This window comes from Actinotalea caeni, from assembly GCF_009733795.1.
Lineage (GTDB): Bacteria > Actinomycetota > Actinomycetes > Actinomycetales > Beutenbergiaceae > Pseudactinotalea > Pseudactinotalea caeni.
Map to the genome: position 1 here is coordinate 16,767 of NZ_WNXX01000027.1, position 19,293 is coordinate 36,059.

Genomic DNA, 19,293 nt, shown 5'->3' on the forward strand with positions numbered 1-19,293 from the left:
CATGCTAGCGTTTAGAGCTAAACGTCGGAAGGGGAGGGCATGGCACGACGGGTGCTGGTCACGGGTGGCACGAGCGGCATCGGGCGCGCGGTCGCCGCACGGTTCGTCGCGGACGGGTGCGAGGTCGTCGTCACCGGGCGGCGCCCGGAGACCCCGGAGGTGGCGCGCGCGATCGGCGCGACCGGGCTGCGGCTCGACCTCGCCGACCGGGCGGGGATCGCCGCGGTCGCCGAGCAGGTCGGGGAGCTCGACGTGCTGGTCAACAACGCGGGCGGGTTCGTCGGCCGCGCCCCGAGCGGGCCGCCTGACGTCGACGCGCTCGCCGAGCACTGGGAGCGCACGCTGCGCGTCAACCTCGTCGGGCCGGCGCTGCTGCTCGCGCTGCTCGAGCCGCGGCTGCGTCGTGGCGGCGCGGTCGTGTCGATCGGGTCGATCGGCGCGGAGTACGCGGGCAACCCGTACTCGGTCGCCAAGGCCGCGCTGCAGGCCTGGTCGGTCGGGGCGGCCGAGCGGCTGGGCCCGCGCGACGTGACGGTGAACGCGATCGCGCCCGGCTACGTCGCGGGCACCGACCTGTGGGGCGGCCCGGTCGCGCGCGAGCGCCACGACGCCCTGGTCGCGCGCACCTACGTCGGGCGCGCCGGGGCGCCGGAGGACGTCGCCGCGCTCGCGTTCTTCCTCTGCTCGCCGGGCGCGCGCCACGTCACCGGTCAGACGATCCACCTCGACGGCGGGGCGCACACCACCCGGTGACGGCGTCGTCGTCCGGGCGCCTCAGCGCACCGGTGCGACCGGCAGCCCGAGGTCGGCGACCGCGACCGGCCCGCCGGTCGCGAGCGAGCGGTTGCCCGCGAGCCCGACGGCGAGCGCGCGCACGCCGTCGGCCCAGGTGGCGCTGCGGTGCAGCGGGTCGTCGCCGACGCCCTGGAACAGGTCGGCGAGCAGCTGCGCGTCGCCGCCGCCGTGCCCGCCGCGCGCCGCGGGGATCGGGACCTCCTCGGCGGTCCCGAAGTGCTCCTGCACCAGCAGGCGCTCGGCGACCGGGCGCGGCGTGCCCGCGACCGCCGCGACGGCGTCGGGGCCGTGGTCGACGACCGCGGTGGGCCGGCCGCCCGGACCGAGCAGCACCGCACCGCTCTCGACGACGCTCAGCTCCGCCCGGCCGCGGGTGCCGTTGACGGCGACCGTGTAGCCCTCCCACGGGGCGTGCGCGTTGAGCGAGTAGGACATGGTGGCGCCGCGGGCGTAGTCGACGACCAGCGCGAGGTTGTCCTCGATCGAGACCGGGTCGGAGAAGGGGTCCTGGTCGCGCAGGTAGCCGTCGTGGTGCTCCTGCTCGAGGTAGAGCGCACGCAGCACCGGGTCGTCGCGCAGGTCGAGCGCGAACGGGTCGCGCAGCGGCGGGTCCTGCGTGCCGCGCGCCGGGCGCGGCACGAGCCCGCGTGCGGCGGCGTTGCGGGCGCCGTAGAACCGCAGCCCGCCGCTGCAGTACACCCGGGTGGCGACGTCGTCGAGCCACCAGCCGACCAGGTCGAAGTGATGGCTGGCCTTGTGCACGAGCAGCCCGCCCGAGCGCTGCTTGTCGCGGTGCCAGCGGCGGAAGTAGTCGGCGCCGTGCGAGGTGTCCAGCAGCCACTCGAAGTGCACCGAGGTGACCTCGCCGATGCGGCCCGACGCGAGGAGCTCGCGCAGCGCGCCGTTGCGCGGCGAGTAGCGGTAGTTGAACGTCACGACCACCGAGCGGCCGGTGCGCTCGACGGCGTCGGCGATCGCGCGCACGCCCTCGACCGTCGTCGTGAGCGGCTTCTCGACGACGGCGTCCGCGCCGCCCTCGAGCACCGCCACCACATGGTCGGCGTGCGTCGCGTCCGGCGAGGTGACGACGACGCGGTCGAGCGCGTGCTCGCGCACGGCCGCGGCCACCTCGTCGACGGCGAACCGGGCGGGCGCCGGCCGGCCCGCCTCGCGCAGCCGCGCCTCGTGCACGTCGAGACGACCCGGGTTGGTGTCGGCCCACGCCACCAGCTCGGCGTGCCCGACGAACGGGCCGGCGACGGCGTCGACGTACATCTGCGCGCGGCTGCCCGCGCCGACCAGCCCGTAGCGGGTCCTGCTCATCGGTCTCCTCACTTGATGCCGGTCGTGGCGATGCCCTTGACCAGGTAGCGCTGGCCCACCAGGAACGCGAAGAACAGCGGCACCAGCGACACCACCGACATCGCGAACATCGCGCCGTAGTTCGACGAGGACTGCGCGTCGACGAAGCCCTTGAGCGCGACCGAGACCGTGAAGTTCTCGCGCGTGCGCAGGTAGATCAGCGGGCCGAAGAAGTCGCCCCAGGTCCAGATGAACGTGAAGATCGTCGTCGTCGCCAGCGCGGGCACCATGAGCGGCAGCGTGATCCGCGCGTAGATGCGCCCGTGCCCGGCGCCGTCGATGCGGGCCGCCTCGAACACCTCGCGAGGCAGGCCGCGGATGAACTGCACCATGAGGAAGACGAAAGAGCTGTCGACCGCGAGGAACTTCGGGACCACCAGCGGCAGGAACGTCTCGAGCCAGCCGAGCTCGCGGAAGATGATGAACTGCGGCACCAGCACGACGTGGAACGGCAGCATGATCGTGCCGAGCATGATCGCGAAGTAGAGGTTGCGACCGGCGAACCGCAGCCGCGCGAACGAGTACGCCGCGAGCGAGCAGGAGACCAGGTTCCCGACGATCGCGCCGAGCGACAGGATCGTCGAGTTGAGCAGGAACCGGCCGAACGGCAGCTGCTGCGACGTCCAGCCGTAGACGTAGTTCTCCAGCGTGAGGTCGCTCGTGAAGATCGACAGGTCGGTGAAGATCGCCTCGTTGTGCTTGAGCGAGGACACCGCCAGCCAGATCAGCGGGTAGACCATCAGCAGCGAGAGCGCGACGAGGCAGGCGTGCTTGAGCACCGAGCGCACGGGCGAGGTCGTGCGCCGGGGGCGGGGGAGCGCGCGGGGCGCCGGCCGGGCTGCGGGGACGCTGGTCACGCCGCACCTGCCTTCCTGCGGCGACCGCCGCCTCGAGTGGCCCCGGAGTCCTCCTCGTAGAAGACCCAGAAGCGTGAGAACCAGAAGTTGGCGAGCGTGAACGCCGCGATGACGAGCAGCAGGAACCAGGCCATCGCCGACGCGTAGCCCATCCGGAGCTCGGTGAACGCCTGCTGGTAGAGGTAGAGCGTGAAGAACATCGTCGAGTCCGACGGCCCGCCGGTGCCGCCCGAGACGATGTAGGCCTGGGTGAACGACTGGAACGCGAAGGTGATCTGCAGGACCAGGTTGAAGAAGATGATCGGCGTCAGCAGCGGGAACGTGATCGAGACGAACCGCCGGACCGTGCCCGCGCCGTCGACCTGCGCCGCCTCGTAGTACATCTGGGGGATCTGCCGCAGCCCGGCGAGGAAGATGATCATCGGCGACCCGAACGTCCACACGTGCAGCACGATCAGGGACGCCAGCGCGTAGTCGGGGTGGGAGATCCAGCCGGGGCCCTCGACGCCCACGAGCGCGAGCAGACCGTTGACGATCCCCTCCTTGCCGAACACCTGGCGCCACAGGATCGCGATCGCGACCGAGCCGCCCAGCAGGCTCGGCAGGTAGAACACCGAGCGGTACAGCGCGAGCCCGCGCATGCCCTTGTCGAGCAGCAGCGCGACGCCGAGGGCGAGCGCGAGCTGCAGCGGCACGCCCACGACGACGTAGACCAGCGTCACCCGCAGCGAGTTCCACAGCCGGTCGTCGGAGATCATGCGGACGACGTTGTCCAGGCCCGAGAACGTCGGCGGCTGCAGCAGGTTGTAGTCGGTGAACGCCAGCAGCAGCGACGCGATCATCGGTCCGACGGTGAACACCACCACCCCGAGGAGCCACGGCGCGAGGAACACGTAGCCGGCCAGGTTCTCGGGGTGCCGCTGCTTCGGGCCGCCGCGCCGGCGTTGCCGGGCGAGCTGGCGAAGCTCACCGATGCTGCTCACGTGACCTCCTCGTCATGACCCGGTGCAAGCGGTTGCTCCGGCGCTGACCAGTATGGGGATGTCGCGGCGCGGCGTCAACGGTCAGCCTAAGAACGTTGAAACAGCACCGTTTGCGTCTGCCCTGAGCGACTTCGCCACCGACTGCGCCCACCCGTTGACAGTCTCTCGAGCGCGCTGCTACGTTCCGCTGCAAGCGATTTCACTGAATACGCTTTCACGGCCCGGACCGGTCGTCGCCCAGCGCCGGGCCGCTCGAGACACGAGGAGATGCAATGAAGCGTCCAGCACGAGGACGGCTCGCGGCGGGTGTGCTCGCCACGACCGCAGCCCTGACCCTCACCGCCTGCGGCGGTGGCACGGGAGCCGGTGACGGCGGCGCCGGCGGACCCGTCGACGCGCCCGACCCCGACGAGGCGGTGGAGCTCCACATCGCGTGGTGGGGCAACGACCAGCGCGCCGCGATCATGGCCGAGGCGATCGACCTGTTCGAGGAGAAGCACCCGAACATCACGGTCGTCGAGGAGCCCGTGGGCGCGCCGGACGACCTCTTCAACCGGCTCGCGACCGACTTCGCCTCCGGCACCGCACCGGATGTCTTCGCCCTCGGCGGCGCCAAGCCGCAGGAGTACGGCGCGGCGGGTGCGCTGCTCGACCTGGCGACCGTGAGCGAGCAGCTGCCCACCGACGCCTACCCGGAGTTCACGCTCACGAACGCCATGGTCGACGGCACCCTGTACGGGCTGCCGACCGGCGGCAACGCGATCGGCGTGCTGCTCAACCCCTCGCTCTTCGAGGCGGCAGGGGTGGACCTGCCCGAGCCGGGCTGGGCCTGGGAGGACCTCGTGCGGATCGCCAACGACATCTCGGCCGGGTCCGACGGCGGGATCGTCGGTCTCGACCTGCGCGTGCAGGACGCGCTCGGCACCTACGTCGCCCAGTACACCGAGACCGGCATCTACGACTGGGACGGCCGGCTCGCCGTCGACGCGGCGACGATCCAGCAGTGGTACGACATGGAGCTCGAGCTGGTCGAGGGCGGTGGCCTGCCGGACCCGTCGGTGATCGTGGAGCACTGGAACGTCACGCCCGACCTCAGCCTCTTCGGGACCGGTCGTGCGGCGATGACCTTCGCCTACAGCAACCAGATCGGCGCCTACCAGGCCGGCACCGGCGCCGACGTCGAGATCGTCGCGCCGCCGACGTCGACCGACGTCGCCGGGGTGGCGGTGCTGCCCTCCCAGTTCTGGGCGATCGCGGCCGGCAGCGAGCACCCGGCGGAGGCGGCGATGCTCGTCGACTGGCTGCTCAACCAGCCCGAGGCCGCCGAGATCGTCCTCGCCGACCGCGGGCTGCCCTTCAACCCCGAGACCCTCGAGGTCGTCGAGCCGCTGCTCGCCCCGGCCGACGCGCAGGCGGCGGCCTACCTGGCCGAGGTGCTCGAGGTCGGCGTCGTCGCGCCGCCGCAGCCCGCCGGCGGGGCGATCCTCAACGAGCTCACGCAGCGGGTCGAGTCCGACATCCTGTTCGGGCGGGTGTCCTCGGCCGAGGGCGCTCAGGCCTGGGTGGACGAGCTCTCGGCGGCGCTGGCCGACTGAGGCCGGCCGCCGGACCGGTGCCGTGGGGCCTGCGGGGTCCCACGGCACCGACAGGACGGGGGAGTGACGATGACACCGCTGCGCGAGGCGCTGCGCCGGCTGCGCGAGCACCGACCGCCCGAGCGGGCGCACCCGGAGCTGGTCGACGCCGGGGTGGCGTTCACGACGGTCGGTGGCCCGCTGGAGCGGCGCTGGCGGCAGGCCGTGACCACGCTCGCCGACTGCCTGCGCGTGGTCGACGGCGAGCAGGTGCTGCTCGAGGGCGGCGGCTACGACGGCACCTGGCTGGAGAGCACCGCCACCGCGGCCACCGACGTGCTGGACCGGTTCGCGCCGTCGGTCGTGCACGCCACCCACCTGCTGCTGGCCCGGCACGCGCGTGCCGACGGGCTGCTCCCGTACAAGGTGACCGCGCAGGGCCCCGCCTTCACGCAGATCCAGATGGTCACACCGCTCGCGCGCGGCGTCTGGCACCACTACCTGCGCACGGGGGACCGCGACTACCTCGCGACCATGCACGCCGCGGCCGCCGCGCACGACGCCTGGCTCGCGCGGCACCGGGACACCCGCGGCACCGGTGGCGTCGAGGCGTTCTGCACCTTCGACACCGGCCACGACCTCTCGCCACGGTTCTGGGGCGTGCCGGACCGGTGCCTGCACGGCGACGCCGCGCGCTACGACGACGACGTCGCGTCGCTGCCGTTCGTCGCGCCCGACCTGACGGCGAACGTCGCGTGCCAGCGACGCTACCTGGCGCTGTCCGCGGCCGAGCTCGGTGAGGACCCGGAGCCGTGGTCGCGCGCGGCCGAGGCGAGCACCGAGGCGCTGCTCGCGCAGTGCTTCGACCCGGACGCCGTCGCGTTCTACGACCGCACCGCCGACGGCACCCTGCTGCGGCTGGACTCCGACGTGCTGCTGCGGGTGCTCGCCTGCGAGATCGGCGACGCGGCGCTGGCCGAGGCCGCGCTCGGCCGGCACCTGCTGAACCGGCGCCGCTTCCTCGCGGCCGCCGGCCTCACCTCGGTCGCGATGGACGACCCGCGGTTCGACGGCGACCACACCCGCAACTCGTGGGCCGGTCCGGTCAACATGCTGACGATGCTGCGCGCGCCCGCGGCCTTCGATCATCACGGCCACGTCGCCGAGCTGCTCGCCGTGGAGCGCCCGCTGCTCGGTGCGATGGCCGGGCACGACCGGTTCCCGCAGTGCCTCGACCCGGCGTCCGGCGCGCCGGGGTTCGCCGACGCCTACGCGCCCGCGGTCCTCTGGCTGCTCGACGCCGTCGAGCGCACCTGCGGCGTGCTCGAGCGACCCGACGGCGAGACCTGGCTGACCGCCGTGCCGCCGACCCGGCTGGACGGCGGGCACGCCGCGGCCGCGAGCGGCTACGCCCGCACGGTGCGCGGCGTGCGCCACGAGCTCGTCGCCGACGACACCGTGGCCGAGGTGCACCGGCAGGGGCAGCCGTGGCTCACCTTCCCGCGCGGCTGGCGCGTCGTGCTCGACGGCGACGGCGAGCCGAGCGCCGTGGTCGGGGTGGCGCCGCGCGCCGTCACGGGCAGGCTGCGGGGAGCAGGGGTCGACGTCGAGCTGACGGTCGAGCCGAACCAGCGGGTCGTGCTCGCCACCGGCGAGCGCGTCGACGTCGGCCTCGTGGCGCAGCGGTCGTGAGCGCTCCCGGACGCCGGGCGCGTGCGCGTCGCGGCGAACCTAGGATGACGCAGCGCGCGAGGTCTCGTGCGCAGGGCGAGGAAGGGACGGCGGGTGGTCACTAGACGACCGGGTGCCACCACGATCGCGGAGGTGGCCGAGCGGGCCGGCGTCTCGGCGTCGACGGTCTCGCGCGTGATGAACGGCCGTTTCGGGGGCGACCCTGCGGTGGCCGAGCGCGTCCGGCAGGCCGCGGCCGAGCTGCGGTACTCGCCCAACCACCTCGCGCGCAGCTTCGCGCTCGGCCAGACGAGCGCGATCGGCTTCCTCGTGCCCGATCTCGCCAACCCCTCGATCCAGGCGGTCCTCGCGGCGCTGAGCAAGGCCGCCGCGGGCGACGGGTACCGGGTGCTCGTGGCCGACTCGGCCGAGGCCGTCGACGACGAGCCGCTGCTCGCCGCGGAGATCCGGCGCCGCAGCGACGCCCTGGTGCTGTGCGCGCCGCGGATGTCGGACGCCGAGCTGGTCCGGGTCGCCGAGACGCTGGCGCCGGTCGTGCTCGTCAACCGCTCGAACCCCGGCGCCGCGGCGCCGACGGTGACCGTCGACTCCCGCACCGGCTTCGCGGCGCTCGCGCGGCACCTGTGCGCGCTGGGCCACCGCCGGCTCGCCTACGTGACCGGCCCACCCGGCGTCGCCACCCGCAACCGGGTCAACGGCATCAACGACGTCGTGGCCGAGGTCGAGGGCGTGACGGTCGTGCGCATCGAGGGCGGCGCGAGCAGCGAGGACGGCGTCGCCGCCGTCGAGGAGGTGATCGCGTCTGGCGCCACCGGCGTGCTGGCCTTCAACGACCTCGTCGCGATCGGGCTCGTGCACGGCCTGACCGAGCGCGGCGTCCGGGTGCCCGACGACGTCTCGGTCACCGGCTTCGACGACATCCCGTTCTCGAGGTACATGTCGCCGGCGCTGACGACCGAGTCGGTGCCGCACCGCAAGCTGGGGGAGATGGCCTGGGCGCGGATGCACGCGCTGCTGCGCGGCACCGAGCCCGACCACGACGTCGTCTTCCAGCCGCGGCTGGAGGTGCGGCGCTCGACGGCGCCGGCCGGCTGAGCCCTCAGCTGCTGTCCCGCACCGCGAGCGTGTGCGGCACGATGAGGTGCCGCCCCGGTCCCTGGTGGCCGGTGACGCGCTCGTGGACGAGCCGCAGCGCGACGCGGGCGAGCTCGCGCTTGTCGGGCGCGACGCTCGTCAGCTGCGGGGAGGCCCACCGCGCCGGCTGGGTGTCGTCCCAGCCGACGACCGCGACGTCCTCGGGCACCCGCTGGCCGGCGCGGTGCAGCGCGCGCAGCGCGCCGACGGCGAACCGGTCCTCGCGGCACATCACCGCGTCGATGCGGGTCCCGGCGGCCAGCGCCGCCTCGAGGGCGGCCTCCGCCGCCTCGACCGAGTACGCGGCGCACATGAGCACGGGGCGGTCGGCGGCCGGCACGCCCGCGGCGTCGAGGCCCTCGTGGAAGCCGCGCAGCCGCGGCTTGGTCGCCTGCGAGGTCTCGTCGACGACCGTGCCGAGGAACGCGACCCGGCGCCGGCCGGAGGCGACGAGGTAGGCGATGACGTCGCGCGCGGCGGCGACGTTGTCGATCATCACGTGGTCGGTGGTCGCCGGGGCGTCCTCGCCGAGCAGCACGAGCGGCAGCTCGGGGCGCAGCCGGGCGATCTCGTCGTTGCTCATGCGCACGGGGTGGAACAGCACGCCGTCGACGACGCCGGTCTCGCGGTCGCGGATGACGGCGTGCTCGGCCTCGGCGTCGAGCAGCGTCTGCTCGATCAGCACCCGGTAGCCGAGCTCGGGCGCCGCCTGCGCGACGTGCCGCGCGAGCTCGGCGTAGTAGGGCTGGTCCATCTCGGGCAGGGCGAGCGCCAGCATGCCGGTGCGGCCGGTCACGAGCCGGCGCGCGGTGAGGTTCGGTCGGTAGCCGAGCTCCTCGACGGCCTTCTGGACGCGGGCGCGCATGGCCGCGCTGACGTGCGGCGCCCCGCGCACGACGTTGGAGACCGTCTTCATCGAGACGCCCGCGAGCGCGGCCACGTCGACCAGACGCACGTGACCGGACGTGCCGCGGCGGTCCGCCGTCGTCACCGACCCGCACCCCCTTGTCTCGGGGCGATGCTAGCGCCGCGCCGCTTCCCGCGCGACGGGGTTGTGCCTGTGTTTGCAGCGCTGTAACGTCCCTGACGCCGGGACTCCGAACCCCGGTCTGACGGCGGGCCGATCGGCTCGCTCGCCAGCGTCACGAAGGAGTGATCCGGATGGTCGACCGCACCAGAGGTCTGACACGACGGCAGCTGCTCCGCACGGGCGCCGGCGCGCTCGGCGCCGCGGCCGTGGGAGTCCCGATGCTGACGGGCTGCTCACCGGGCGGCGCGCCCGCGGGGCGGCGACGGCTGGACTTCTGGCACCTGCTCAGCGGCGGTGACGGCGTCAAGATGTCGGCCCTGATCGACAGCGTCAACGAGGGCAACGACGAGTACTTCGCGTGGCCGACCGTGCTCGCGTGGGGCACGCCGTACTACACGAAGCTCGCGATGGCGGCGACCGGCGGCCGGGCCCCCGACGTCGGGATCATGCACGCCTCCCGGCTGACCGGCTTCGCGCCCGGCGGCCTGCTCGACCCGTGGGACCTCGACATGCTCGCCGAGGTGGGCGTGACGGAGGAGACGTTCCCCGGACCGATCTGGGAGAGCGGCATCGTCGACGGCACGGTGTTCTCGATCGCGCTCGACGCGCACCCGTTCATCATGATGTACAACACCGACATCTGCGACCGGGCGGGGCTGCTCGACAGCGACGGGAAGATCGTCGAGATCACCTCGCCGGAGGACTTCCTCGCCGCCGGGCGCGAGCTGGCGGCGGCCTCCGACGGCGGCCACGGGCTCTCCTACGGCTACCTCGGCGACGGCGCCCAGATGTGGCGGCTCTGGTACACGCTCTACCGCCAGCAGGGCGCGGAGATGGTGCTCAGCGGACCCACCGCCGAGTACGAGCTCGACGCCGCGGTCGCCGCGCTGGAGCTCATGCAGGACCTGCTCGACGACGAGATCGCCGCCTCCAGCAGCGACTACGCGAACGCCGTCGCCGAGTTCGCCTCCGGCAAGAGCGGGCTGTTCTTCACCGGCGTCTGGGAGCTGCCGACGATGATCGGCGCGGGCATCCCGCTCAACGCGAGCACGATCCCGACGCTGTTCGACGAGCCGGCCGCCTACGGCGACTCGCACGCGTTCGTGCTGCCGCACCAGGACAACCCGGACCCGGAGGAGCGTCGGCTGACCTACCAGTTCGTCTCCGACCTGCTGCACAGCTCGTTCTCGTGGGCGGAGGCGGGGCACATCCCGGCGTTCCTCCCGATCACCGAGAGCCCCGAGTACGGCGACCTGGTGCCGCAGGCCAACTACGCGAACGCCGCCGACATCCTCAACTACGACCCGCCGGCCTGGTTCGGCGGGTCGGGCAGCAACTTCCAGAGCTACTTCGCCGAGTACGTGCAGGGCGTGCTGCTCTCCGGCGACGACGCCGCAGCCGGCTTCGAGAGCTTCATGCGGCGCGTCGACACCCTGCTCGGCATGACGAACCCGGTCGCGGGCTAGGAAGGAGCGCACCGATGTCAACCACCGCGCAGACGGGGACGACGGAGCCTCCCGTCGCGGCGATCACCGACCCCGGTCGGACCCGTCGCTCGAGCGACCGGGTCGCGGGCTGGCTGTTCGTCGCCCCGTTCCTCGTGTTCTTCGTGATGTTCCTGATCTGGCCGATGATCCACGGGATCTACCTGTCGTTCACGGACATCTCCCTCACCGGGGCCGGTGGCGCGTTCGTCGGCCTCGAGAACTACGCCGAGGCGTTCCGCGATAGCGACATGTGGCGCTCGCTGGGCAACACCGCCTGGTTCACGCTGCTGTCGACGGTGCCGCTCGTCGTCATCGCCCTCGTCATGGCCGTGCTCGTCGAGCAGGGGCTGCCGGGTCAGTGGCTGTGGCGGCTGTCGTTCTTCATGCCGTTCCTGCTCGCCTCGACGGTCATCAGCCAGATCTGGGTCTGGATCTTCAACCCGCAGCTCGGTGCGGCCAACGCCGTCATGGAGATGCTGGGCTTCGAGGGCCGCGCCTGGCTGCAGGACCCGGCCACCGCGATGCTCGGCATCGTCATCGCCACCGTCTGGTGGACGATCGGCTTCAACTTCCTGCTCTACCTCGCGGCGCTGCAGAACATCCCGTCGCAGCAGTACGAGGCGGCCTCGATCGACGGCGCCGGCCGGTTCCGCCAGTTCTGGTCGATCACGATGCCGCAGCTGCTGCCGACGACCGTGCTCATCCTGCTGCTGCAGGTGCTGGCGTCGCTGAAGCTGTTCGACCAGGTGTACCAGATGACCGGCGGCGGCCCCGGTGGTGCCACCCGGTCGATCCTCCAGTACGTGTACGAGGTCGGTTTCACCGCGTTCCGGTTCGGCTACTCGGCCGCGATCTCGTACGTGTTCTTCGCGATGATCATCGTGATCTCGCTCGTCCAGCTCCGCGTCATGCGAAGGAGTGCCTCATGAGCGCCGCCGCACCCGCCGCCCCCGCAGCTGCCGGCATCGACAGGCGTGGTCGTGGCCCGAGCCGCACGGTCGGGCCCGGCCGGGTCGTCGCGTTCGTCGTCCTCGTCCTCATGGCGGTCGCGTGGCTGCTGCCGTTCCTGTGGGCGGTGGACACCGCGCTCAAGACCGAGGAGGACGCCGCCTCGCCCGACGCGAGCTGGATCCCGGCGAACGGGTTCACGCTCGACTCCTTCCGTGAGGTGCTCGCGGTCGGCAACGTGCCGATCTGGGCGTGGAACTCGCTCCTGACGTCGGTGCTCATCACCGCGATCACGGTCGCGATCTCCGCGCTGGCGGCCTACGCGTTCGCGCGGATCGACTTCAAGGGCCGTGGCTGGCTGTACGCCGTCGTCATCGCCTCGATCATGGTGCCGGGCCAGGTGCTGATCATCCCGCTGTACTACGAGATGCTCGCGCTGCGGCTCGTCGACACCTACTGGGGCCTGATCCTGCCGCAGGTGATCGCGCCGGCGATGGTGTTCATCCTCAAGAAGTTCTTCGACCAGGTGCCGATCGAGCTCGAGGACGCGGCACGCATCGACGGCGCCGGCCGCGCCCGCATCTTCTGGTCGGTCGTGCTGCCGCTGTCGCGGCCGATCCTCGCCTCGGTCGCGATCTTCGTGTTCATCGGGGCCTGGAACAACTTCCTGTGGCCGTTCCTCGTCATCAACGACACCGCGCTGATGACGCTCCCGGTCGGCCTCCAGACCGTGATCAGCGCCTACGGCATCGTCTACTCGCAGGTGATGGCGCAGGCCGTGCTGGCGGCGCTGCCGCTGATCGTGGTGTTCCTGCTGTTCCAGCGGCAGATCATCAAGGGCGTCGCGACCAGCGGCTTCGGCGGCACGTGACGCCCCGACCGTCGGCGACCGCCGCGCCGCGGTCGTCGACGGCCCTCACCCCACGCCCGTCCCCCTCGAAGGAGGCTGCATGTCCCGCGCCAGGATCGTCGTCGACCGCGACTTCACCGTCTCCGAGGTGCCGCGCCGGATCTTCGGGTCCTTCGTCGAGCACATGGGCCGGTGCGTCTACACCGGCATCTACGAGCCGGGGCACCCGGAGGCCGACGAGCGCGGCTACCGCCGCGACGTGCTCGCGCTCGTCAAGGAGATGGGACCGACGGTCGTGCGGTACCCGGGCGGCAACTTCGTCTCCGGGTACAACTGGGAGGACGGCGTGGGGCCGGTCGAGGACCGCCCGGTCCGGCTCGACGGCGCCTGGCACACGGTCGAGACCAACGCGTTCGGTCTGCACGAGTTCGTCGAGTGGGCCCGGCTGGCCGACGTCGAGGTGATGGAGGCGATCAACCTCGGCACCCGGGGCGTCGACGCGGCGCGCGAGCTGGTCGAGTACGCCAACCACCCCGGCGGCACCCGGCTGTCGGACATGCGGATCGCCAACGGCGCCAAGGAGCCCTTCGACATCAAGCTGTGGTGCCTGGGCAACGAGCTCGACGGCCCGTGGCAGATCGGTCACAAGACGCCCGAGGAGTACGGCCGCCTCGCGCAGGAGGCCGCCAAGGCCATGCGGTTCGTCGACCCGACGATCGAGCTGGTCGCCGTCGGCTCCTCCAACTCCGGCATGCCGACGTTCGGCACGTGGGAGCAGACCGTGCTGCGCCACGCCTACGACGAGGTCGACTACATCTCGCTGCACGCCTACTACCAGGAGCACGACGGCGACGCCGCGAGCTTCCTCGCCTCGGCGCTCGACATGGACTACTTCATCGAGTCGGTCGTCAGCACCGCCGACGCCATCAAGGCCTCCGGCAAGCACCGCAAGCAGATCAACCTCTCCTTCGACGAGTGGAACGTCTGGTACCAGACCGGTCTGGAGACCGAGGACCAGCCGAGCGCGGTGGCCGCGACCTGGCGCGAGCACCCGCGGCTCATCGAGGACACCTACAACGTGACCGACGCCGTCGTCGTCGGCACGTTCCTCAACTCGTTGCTGCGGCACTCCGACCGCGTGAAGATCGCGAACCAGGCGCAGCTGGTCAACGTCATCGCGCCGATCCGCGCCGAGGAGAACGGCCCCGCGTGGCGGCAGAGCATCTTCTGGCCGTTCGCGCGCACGTCGGCGCTCGCGCGCGGCCAGGTGCTGCGCACCGCCGTCACCTCCGACGTCGTCGATACCGCGCGCTACGGCGGCGCCGACGTCGTCGACGTCAGCGCGACCTGGGACGAGGAGAACGGCGTCGTCGCCCTGTTCCTCGCCCACCGCGGTCTCGAGGAGAGCGCGGACGTCGAGGCCGTGCTGCGCGGCCTCACCGCGACCCGGGTCACGCGCGCCGAGGTCCTCACCACGCCCGAGGGCGGCGACCGCTTCAGCGCCAACACGATCGAGGGCGAGACGGTCGGGCTGCGCGACCTCGACGGCGTCGCGGCCGACGGCGAGACCGTCACGCTGCGGCTGCCGCCGCTGTCGTGGGCGGTCGTCCAGGTCGCCGTCGAGCGCCGCTGACGGGCAGATCGCCCCACCGGCGGGGGTCGCGGCCGGCGGGGGAGCGCCGCTAGCGTCGCGGGCATGTCGGTGCCTCCTCAGCCCCAGCCCTCCGCGCCCGGTCCGCAGCCGCCCGCCCCGGACGGCGCCGCGCGGTTCGGCGCGACCCCGGTGTGGGCGTTCGTCACCTCGGCGCTCGTCACGGTCGGCGGCGCCGCCGCCTACGTGTGGACGGCGACCCGCGCCGTCGAGGCGACGTGCGACGGCGAGGTGATGGGTCCGGGCGACATCTGCCAGACGATCTCGCGGACCGGTGTCGTCACCCGCACCCAGAGCCACCGGCAGATGCTCGACGAGGCCCTTCTCGTCAACGCGATCATCGGCTGGACGGCGCTCGGGCTCGCTCTGCTCGGGATCGCGTTCGGGGTGATCGCCTACCTGCGGTGGCGGCAGGACGTCGCGCTCGCGGGCGCCCTGCGACCCGACCACGGGCAGCCGATCGGGTCGCACTCGCGCACGGTCTCGACCTCGCTGCTCATGCTGGTCGTCGGCGCCCTGTTCACCGGCGGCGCGATCTACTGCACGCTCACCGCGTTCACCACGCAGGCGTGGGCCTACCTCGTCGGCACCCTCTTCTGCGGCGCGATCGGTGTCGGCCTGCTCATCGGCTCGGTGCCGAGGAACGGCACCCTGGTGCAGACCTTCCCCGAGGGGGTCCGCGTCGTCGCCCGCAACGAGGTGCGCGACCTGCCCTGGCGCGAGGTGACGTACACGATCACCCCCGGCAAGGGCACCGCCACCCACAGCATCACCGCTCCCGGGCTCAAGGGACTCGCGCTCGAGGGGCTGACCGACCACGAGACGCTGCAGCAGGTGGCGCAGCGTCGGGTCGTCGAGGCCAAGGTCGGCCCGGCGATCGAGGCGTTCAACCGCGGTGAGTCGGTGGGCTTCGGTGCCTTCGAGGTGTCGAGGGCCGGCATCGGGCAGGGACGCAGGACGCTGCCGTGGCCCAGCTACGGCGGCATCGTGCTCGCGCAGGGGCAGGTGAGCATCACGCAGCTGCCGACCGGACGGTTCGCGTCGGTCTCGCTGGGCACGGTGCGCGACTACGTGCTGCTCGTCCACCTGCTCGACACGATCTCCCGGCAGCTGCCGCGCACCGCGCCCGCGGGCTGACGCGGGCCGGCCGGCACGGCCCTGCCGCCGCCCGCCCCGGTGTGACCGGCGTCACGTCCGCCTGGGCCCGGCCGCGGGACGAAAGGCACCCCGTGAGGCCTCCGACGGCGGGAGAGTATGGGCAGGTGGCGAGCACGCCACCGACACCGTCAGAGTCCGCAAAGGAGCCGGCCGTGAAGAAGTTGATCAACGACCCCGCCGACGTCGTCCCGGAGTCCGTGGAGGGCTTCGTCCAGGCGCACGCCGACATCGTCACCTCCAGCGGCGACCCCGAGTCGCTGTTCGTCGCCCGGGCAGGGGGCGCGGTCTCGGGCAAGGTCGGCCTCGTCAGCGGCGGTGGCAGCGGTCACGAGCCCCTGCACGCCGGCTACGTCGGCGTCGGCATGCTCGACGCCGCGGTGCCCGGCGCGGTGTTCACCTCGCCCACCCCGGACCCGATCCTCGCCGCCACCCAGGCCGCGGACGGCGGCGCGGGCGTGCTGCACATCGTCAAGAACTACACCGGTGACGTCCTCAACTTCGAGACGGCCGCCGAGCTCGCCGACGCCGAGGACATCGCGGTCAAGGCCGTCGTCGTCAACGACGACGTCGCGGTCGAGGACTCGCTGTACACCGCGGGCCGCCGTGGCGTGGGCGGCACCGTCATGGTCGAGAAGATCGCGGGCGCCGCGGCCGAGCGCGGCGACGACCTCGACACGGTTCTCGCGATCGCGACCCACGTCAACGACAACGTCCGCTCGATGGGCGTCGCGCTGACCGCCTGCACGGTCCCGCACGCGGGCAAGCCGAGCTTCGACCTGCCCGAGGACGAGATCGAGATCGGGATCGGCATCCACGGCGAGCCCGGTCGCCGTCGCATCAAGGCCGCACCGGCGGACGAGATCACCGACATGCTGCTCGACCCGGTCATCGACGACCTCGGGCTGAGCAGCGGCGAGCAGGTGCTGCTGTTCGTCAACGGCATGGGCGGCACCCCCAGCTCGGAGCTCTACATCGTCTACCGGCACGCGCGGGCGCGCCTGGAGGCGCTGGGAGCCACGGTCGCGCGCTCGCTGGTGGGCAACTACATCACCTCGCTGGAGATGCAGGGCGCCTCGATCACCGTGCTCCGGCTCGACGACGAGACGACCCGGCTCTGGGACGCGCCGGTCCACACGGCCGCGCTGCGGTGGGGCGTCTGATGGCGGACCTGGGCATCGACTGGGCGCTGTCCTGGGTGCGGGCGGCCGCCGCGACGGTCACCGAGCACCGGGAGCACCTGCTCGACCTCGACCGCGCGATCGGCGACGGCGACCACGGCGAGAACATGTACCGCGGGTTCACCGCGGTGCTGGGCAAGCTGGACGCCGCGGAGCCGTCGACGGTCGGCGACGTCCTCAAGCTGGTGGCGACCACGCTGATGTCGACGGTCGGCGGGGCCGCCGGTCCGCTGTACGGCACCGCGTTCCTGCGGGGTGCCAAGGCGGCGGACACCGACGCCCTCGACGCGGCCGGCGTCGCGGCGGTGCTCGCCGCCGGCCTGGAGGGCATCGTCGCGCGCGGCAAGGCCGAGGTCGGCGACAAGACGATGGTCGACGCGTGGACGCCCGCGGCCGCCGCGGCGCAGCACGTCGCCGACAGCGGCGGCAGCGCCGCCGAGGCGCTCCGAGCCGCGGCCGACGCCGCGCGCGCCGGTGCCGAGTCGACCGACCCGCTCGTCGCGCGCAAGGGCCGCGCCTCCTACCTGGGGGAGCGCTCGGCCGGGCACCGCGACCCGGGTGCCGAGAGCTCGGCCCTGCTGCTGGAGACCGCGGCGTCGGCAGCCGGGGCATGAGCGTGGGCACCGCGCTCGTCCTCGTCAGCCACTCCGCCCAGCTCGCCGCGGGCCTGGTCGAGGTCGCGGCGCAGATGGCGCCCGACGTCGACATCCGGGCCGCCGGCGGCACCGACGACGGCAGGGTCGGCACGAGCTTCGACCTCGTCGAGCAGGCGGTCACCGGTGCGCTCTCCGCCGGCGCGGACGCCGTCGTCGTGCTCACCGACCTGGGCTCGGCGACGCTGACGGCGGAGTCCGTCCTCGAGATGCTCGAGGACGAGCGCGTGCGGCTGGTCGACGCGCCGTTCGTCGAGGCGACGGTCGCCGCAGCGGTCGCGGCGCAGGGCGGCGGCGACTTCGACGCGGTCGTCGCGGCGGCAGGCACCGCCGTCACCGGGTTCGCCGGTTCTGGCGAGGCGGGCGGCGCGACGGCCGGGGGACCGGCGGCCGACGACGGCGGCGCCCGCACCCGGTCGCTGACGCTCGTCAACCCGCTCGGGCTGCACGCGCGGCCGGCCGCGACCGTCGCGCGGACCGCGGCCGGTTTCGACGCCGGCGTCACGATCAACGGCGTCGACGCCGCGAGCGTGCTCGCGCTGATGTCGCTCGGCCTCACCGGCGGCGCCGAGATCGAGGTCAGCGCGACCGGGCCGCAGGCGGAGGAGGCGCTGGCCGCCGTGGTCGCCGAGATCGAGTCCGGGTTCGGCGAGACCTGAGGCGGGTCCTCGGCGGCGCGAGGAGCCCCGGTCGAGCCCGTAACCTGACCGGGTGAGCTCCTCGCCCGCCGCCCGCCCCCGCCGGCGCTCCGCACGTGCCGTGCTGTGCTCGGCCGTGCTCACCTTCGAGGTCTTCGTCGTGCTGTTCGCGGCGCTGGTCGCCTTCGGGCTGCGCGAGCCGGGCACGAGCGTGGGTCCGATCTGGGGCGTGGCGGGCGGGCTGGCGCTGCTGTGCGTCGTGGCCGCCGGTCTGGTGCGCCGCCCGTCCGGCATCTGGCTGGGCTCTGCCGTGCAGCTGCTGCTGATCGCCTCGGGCGTCGTCGTGCCGACGATGTTCGTCATGGGCACCGTCTTCGCGGCGATCTGGGTGGTGGCGCTCGTGCTCGGGCGCCGCATCGACCAGGAGCGTGCGGAGCGCGAGGCGGTCGAGGATAGGTTGAACCCATGAGCGAGCACGTCACCCCCGAGCGCACCCTGGTCCTCGTCAAGCCCGACGGCGTCCGCCGCGGGCTGACCGGTGAGATCCTGCGGCGCATCGAGGCCAAGGGCTACACGCTGGTCGCCCTCGACATGCGGGTCCCCGACACCGACCTGCTCGCCGGCCACTACGCCGAGCACGTCGGCAAGCCGTTCTACGAGCCGCTGGTCGAGTTCATGCGCTCCGGCCCCGTGGTGGCCGCCGTCGTCGAGGGGCACCGGGTGATCGAGGGGTTCCGCTCGCTCGCCGGCGCGACCGACCCGACGACGGCCGCGCCCGGCACGATCCGGGGCGACCTCGGGCGGGACTGGGGGCTGAAGGTGCTGCAGAACCTCGTCCACGGCTCCGACTCCACCGAGTCCGCCGATCGCGAGATCGCCCTCTGGTTCCCCGCCCTCTGAGGAGTCCGCGGGGCAGGATGGCAGTCCGCACGCAGGAGGAACGAGGAGGAACGATGACCAACCCGTCGCAGGACTGGCGCGATCCCATCGACGTCGAGCCCGACGAGCTCGACCCCGCGAACCCGCTCCTCGCGGCCGAGGAGGCCGAGCCGGGCGAGGACTACAACCCGGCCACCGCGCGACCGGACCTGGAGGGCCGCGCCGACGAGGCCGACGTCGTCGACCAGGCCTACGAGGTCGAGATCGCCGACGACGAGGACGACGAGGACGCCTAGCTGTACTCGGTCAGCACGTTGGTGACACGGATGTAGGGAGAAGGCCTCCATTCTGAGTGGTGTTCAACGTCACTCGAGGGAGGCCTTCTCTTGGTCCACCGTAATGCGCGGCTCGCTCCGGCCGGTCG

At 72.8% G+C, this 19,293-nt stretch carries 19 protein-coding genes; 15 read left to right on the top strand and 4 right to left on the bottom strand.

The window, feature by feature from the left end; genetic code table 11:
* The first annotated feature begins 39 nt into the window (after positions 1 to 39).
* Positions 40 to 753 (top strand): SDR family NAD(P)-dependent oxidoreductase, encoded by a 714-nt coding sequence (locus tag GPA02_RS16665; protein ID WP_156201573.1) that lies wholly within the window; start codon positions 40 to 42, stop codon positions 751 to 753.
* 21 nt (positions 754 to 774) lie between these two features.
* On the opposite strand, the gene GPA02_RS16670 is transcribed toward GPA02_RS16665, so the two are convergent.
* Genes GPA02_RS16670 through GPA02_RS16680 form a run of 3 tightly spaced genes read right to left on the bottom strand, consistent with a single transcriptional unit; the run spans position 775 to position 3,997 of the window.
* Positions 775 to 2,118 carry a Gfo/Idh/MocA family protein gene (locus tag GPA02_RS16670; RefSeq protein ID WP_156201574.1) on the bottom strand — a complete coding sequence of 448 codons (1,344 nt, stop codon included), beginning with the start codon at positions 2,116 to 2,118 and terminating at the stop codon, positions 775 to 777.
* An 8-nt stretch (positions 2,119 to 2,126) separates the two neighbouring features.
* Entirely contained in the window at positions 2,127 to 3,014 is an 888-nt protein-coding gene (locus GPA02_RS16675; RefSeq protein WP_240134106.1) for a carbohydrate ABC transporter permease, read from the bottom strand.
* The gene (locus tag GPA02_RS16680; RefSeq protein WP_156201575.1) at positions 3,011 to 3,997 is read right to left on the bottom strand and encodes a carbohydrate ABC transporter permease; all 987 of its coding nucleotides are present in this window, start codon (positions 3,995 to 3,997) and stop codon (positions 3,011 to 3,013) included. The genes GPA02_RS16675 and GPA02_RS16680 overlap by 4 nt, the downstream gene beginning before the upstream one ends.
* Before the next feature lie 272 nt (positions 3,998 to 4,269).
* On the opposite strand from GPA02_RS16680, the gene GPA02_RS16685 reads away from it, so the two are divergent.
* The 3 genes from GPA02_RS16685 to GPA02_RS16695 all read left to right on the top strand — a co-directional run bounded on the left by GPA02_RS16685 (position 4,270) and on the right by GPA02_RS16695 (position 8,358).
* Entirely contained in the window at positions 4,270 to 5,592 is a 1,323-nt protein-coding gene (locus tag GPA02_RS16685) for an ABC transporter substrate-binding protein (protein WP_156201576.1), read from the top strand.
* A 69-nt stretch (positions 5,593 to 5,661) separates the two neighbouring features.
* Positions 5,662 to 7,263, top strand: coding sequence for an MGH1-like glycoside hydrolase domain-containing protein (locus tag GPA02_RS16690; RefSeq protein ID WP_162457804.1), 1,602 nt, complete (start codon positions 5,662 to 5,664; stop codon positions 7,261 to 7,263).
* A 93-nt stretch (positions 7,264 to 7,356) separates the two neighbouring features.
* A complete protein-coding gene (locus GPA02_RS16695; RefSeq protein ID WP_240134107.1) occupies positions 7,357 to 8,358 on the top strand; it encodes a LacI family DNA-binding transcriptional regulator in 1,002 nt (333 codons plus the stop codon).
* A gap of 4 nt (positions 8,359 to 8,362) precedes the next feature.
* Here GPA02_RS16695 and GPA02_RS16700 read toward each other — a convergent pair whose 3' ends face one another.
* Positions 8,363 to 9,388, bottom strand: coding sequence for a LacI family DNA-binding transcriptional regulator (locus GPA02_RS16700; protein ID WP_240134108.1), 1,026 nt, complete (start codon positions 9,386 to 9,388; stop codon positions 8,363 to 8,365).
* 170 nt (positions 9,389 to 9,558) lie between these two features.
* Between GPA02_RS16700 and GPA02_RS16705 the strand changes: the two genes are divergently transcribed.
* The 11 genes from GPA02_RS16705 to GPA02_RS16755 all read left to right on the top strand — a co-directional run bounded on the left by GPA02_RS16705 (position 9,559) and on the right by GPA02_RS16755 (position 19,165).
* Positions 9,559 to 10,893: an extracellular solute-binding protein gene (locus tag GPA02_RS16705; protein ID WP_156201579.1), complete on the top strand. Its 1,335-nt coding sequence runs from the start codon at positions 9,559 to 9,561 to the stop codon at positions 10,891 to 10,893.
* 14 nt (positions 10,894 to 10,907) lie between these two features.
* Positions 10,908 to 11,843, top strand: coding sequence for a carbohydrate ABC transporter permease (locus tag GPA02_RS16710; protein ID WP_156201580.1), 936 nt, complete (start codon positions 10,908 to 10,910; stop codon positions 11,841 to 11,843).
* Positions 11,840 to 12,733 carry a carbohydrate ABC transporter permease gene (locus tag GPA02_RS16715; protein WP_156201581.1) on the top strand — a complete coding sequence of 298 codons (894 nt, stop codon included), beginning with the start codon at positions 11,840 to 11,842 and terminating at the stop codon, positions 12,731 to 12,733. The genes GPA02_RS16710 and GPA02_RS16715 overlap by 4 nt, the downstream gene beginning before the upstream one ends.
* A gap of 79 nt (positions 12,734 to 12,812) precedes the next feature.
* Complete coding sequence (gene arfA, locus GPA02_RS16720; RefSeq protein WP_156201582.1) at positions 12,813 to 14,345, top strand: arabinosylfuranosidase ArfA; 1,533 nt, start codon at positions 12,813 to 12,815, stop codon at positions 14,343 to 14,345.
* Positions 14,346 to 14,408: 63 nt separating this feature from the next.
* Positions 14,409 to 15,500, top strand: a complete 1,092-nt coding sequence (locus GPA02_RS16725; RefSeq protein WP_156201583.1) for a DUF6585 family protein — start codon at positions 14,409 to 14,411, stop codon at positions 15,498 to 15,500.
* 173 nt (positions 15,501 to 15,673) lie between these two features.
* Positions 15,674 to 16,681: a dihydroxyacetone kinase subunit DhaK gene (gene dhaK / locus GPA02_RS16730; protein WP_156201584.1), complete on the top strand. Its 1,008-nt coding sequence runs from the start codon at positions 15,674 to 15,676 to the stop codon at positions 16,679 to 16,681.
* Positions 16,681 to 17,313, top strand: a complete 633-nt coding sequence (dhaL, locus tag GPA02_RS16735; protein ID WP_156201585.1) for a dihydroxyacetone kinase subunit DhaL — start codon at positions 16,681 to 16,683, stop codon at positions 17,311 to 17,313. The genes dhaK and dhaL overlap by 1 nt, the downstream gene beginning before the upstream one ends.
* On the top strand, positions 17,310 to 18,011 hold the full coding sequence (gene dhaM, locus GPA02_RS16740) for a dihydroxyacetone kinase phosphoryl donor subunit DhaM (protein ID WP_156201586.1): 702 nt from the start codon (positions 17,310 to 17,312) through the stop codon (positions 18,009 to 18,011). Before dhaL ends, dhaM begins: the two co-directional genes overlap by 4 nt.
* A gap of 52 nt (positions 18,012 to 18,063) precedes the next feature.
* Positions 18,064 to 18,459, top strand: coding sequence for a DUF4233 domain-containing protein (locus GPA02_RS16745; protein ID WP_204986662.1), 396 nt, complete (start codon positions 18,064 to 18,066; stop codon positions 18,457 to 18,459).
* Positions 18,456 to 18,890 carry a nucleoside-diphosphate kinase gene (gene ndk, locus GPA02_RS16750; RefSeq protein WP_156201587.1) on the top strand — a complete coding sequence of 145 codons (435 nt, stop codon included), beginning with the start codon at positions 18,456 to 18,458 and terminating at the stop codon, positions 18,888 to 18,890. Before GPA02_RS16745 ends, ndk begins: the two co-directional genes overlap by 4 nt.
* 53 nt (positions 18,891 to 18,943) lie before the next feature.
* On the top strand, positions 18,944 to 19,165 hold the full coding sequence (locus GPA02_RS16755) for a hypothetical protein (RefSeq protein ID WP_156201588.1): 222 nt from the start codon (positions 18,944 to 18,946) through the stop codon (positions 19,163 to 19,165).
* Positions 19,166 to 19,293: the final 128 nt, after the last annotated feature.

Excerpts from the sequence above, each read along its gene's own strand:
- GPA02_RS16685 (WP_156201576.1), top strand. The coding sequence starts at position 4,270 with ATGAAGCGTCCAGCACGAGGACGGCTCGCGGCGGGTGTGCTCGCCACG.
- GPA02_RS16705 (WP_156201579.1), top strand. The coding sequence starts at position 9,559 with ATGGTCGACCGCACCAGAGGTCTGACACGACGGCAGCTGCTCCGCACG.
- GPA02_RS16725 (WP_156201583.1), top strand. The coding sequence starts at position 14,409 with ATGTCGGTGCCTCCTCAGCCCCAGCCCTCCGCGCCCGGTCCGCAGCCG.
- GPA02_RS16665 (WP_156201573.1), top strand. The coding sequence starts at position 40 with ATGGCACGACGGGTGCTGGTCACGGGTGGCACGAGCGGCATCGGGCGC.
- GPA02_RS16690 (WP_162457804.1), top strand. The coding sequence starts at position 5,662 with ATGACACCGCTGCGCGAGGCGCTGCGCCGGCTGCGCGAGCACCGACCG.
- GPA02_RS16755 (WP_156201588.1), top strand. The coding sequence starts at position 18,944 with ATGACCAACCCGTCGCAGGACTGGCGCGATCCCATCGACGTCGAGCCC.
- arfA (WP_156201582.1), top strand. The coding sequence starts at position 12,813 with ATGTCCCGCGCCAGGATCGTCGTCGACCGCGACTTCACCGTCTCCGAG.
- ndk (WP_156201587.1), top strand. The coding sequence starts at position 18,456 with ATGAGCGAGCACGTCACCCCCGAGCGCACCCTGGTCCTCGTCAAGCCC.
- dhaL (WP_156201585.1), top strand. The coding sequence starts at position 16,681 with ATGGCGGACCTGGGCATCGACTGGGCGCTGTCCTGGGTGCGGGCGGCC.
- GPA02_RS16670 (WP_156201574.1), bottom strand. The coding sequence starts at position 2,118 with ATGAGCAGGACCCGCTACGGGCTGGTCGGCGCGGGCAGCCGCGCGCAG.
- dhaM (WP_156201586.1), top strand. The coding sequence starts at position 17,310 with ATGAGCGTGGGCACCGCGCTCGTCCTCGTCAGCCACTCCGCCCAGCTC.
- GPA02_RS16715 (WP_156201581.1), top strand. The coding sequence starts at position 11,840 with ATGAGCGCCGCCGCACCCGCCGCCCCCGCAGCTGCCGGCATCGACAGG.
- GPA02_RS16710 (WP_156201580.1), top strand. The coding sequence starts at position 10,908 with ATGTCAACCACCGCGCAGACGGGGACGACGGAGCCTCCCGTCGCGGCG.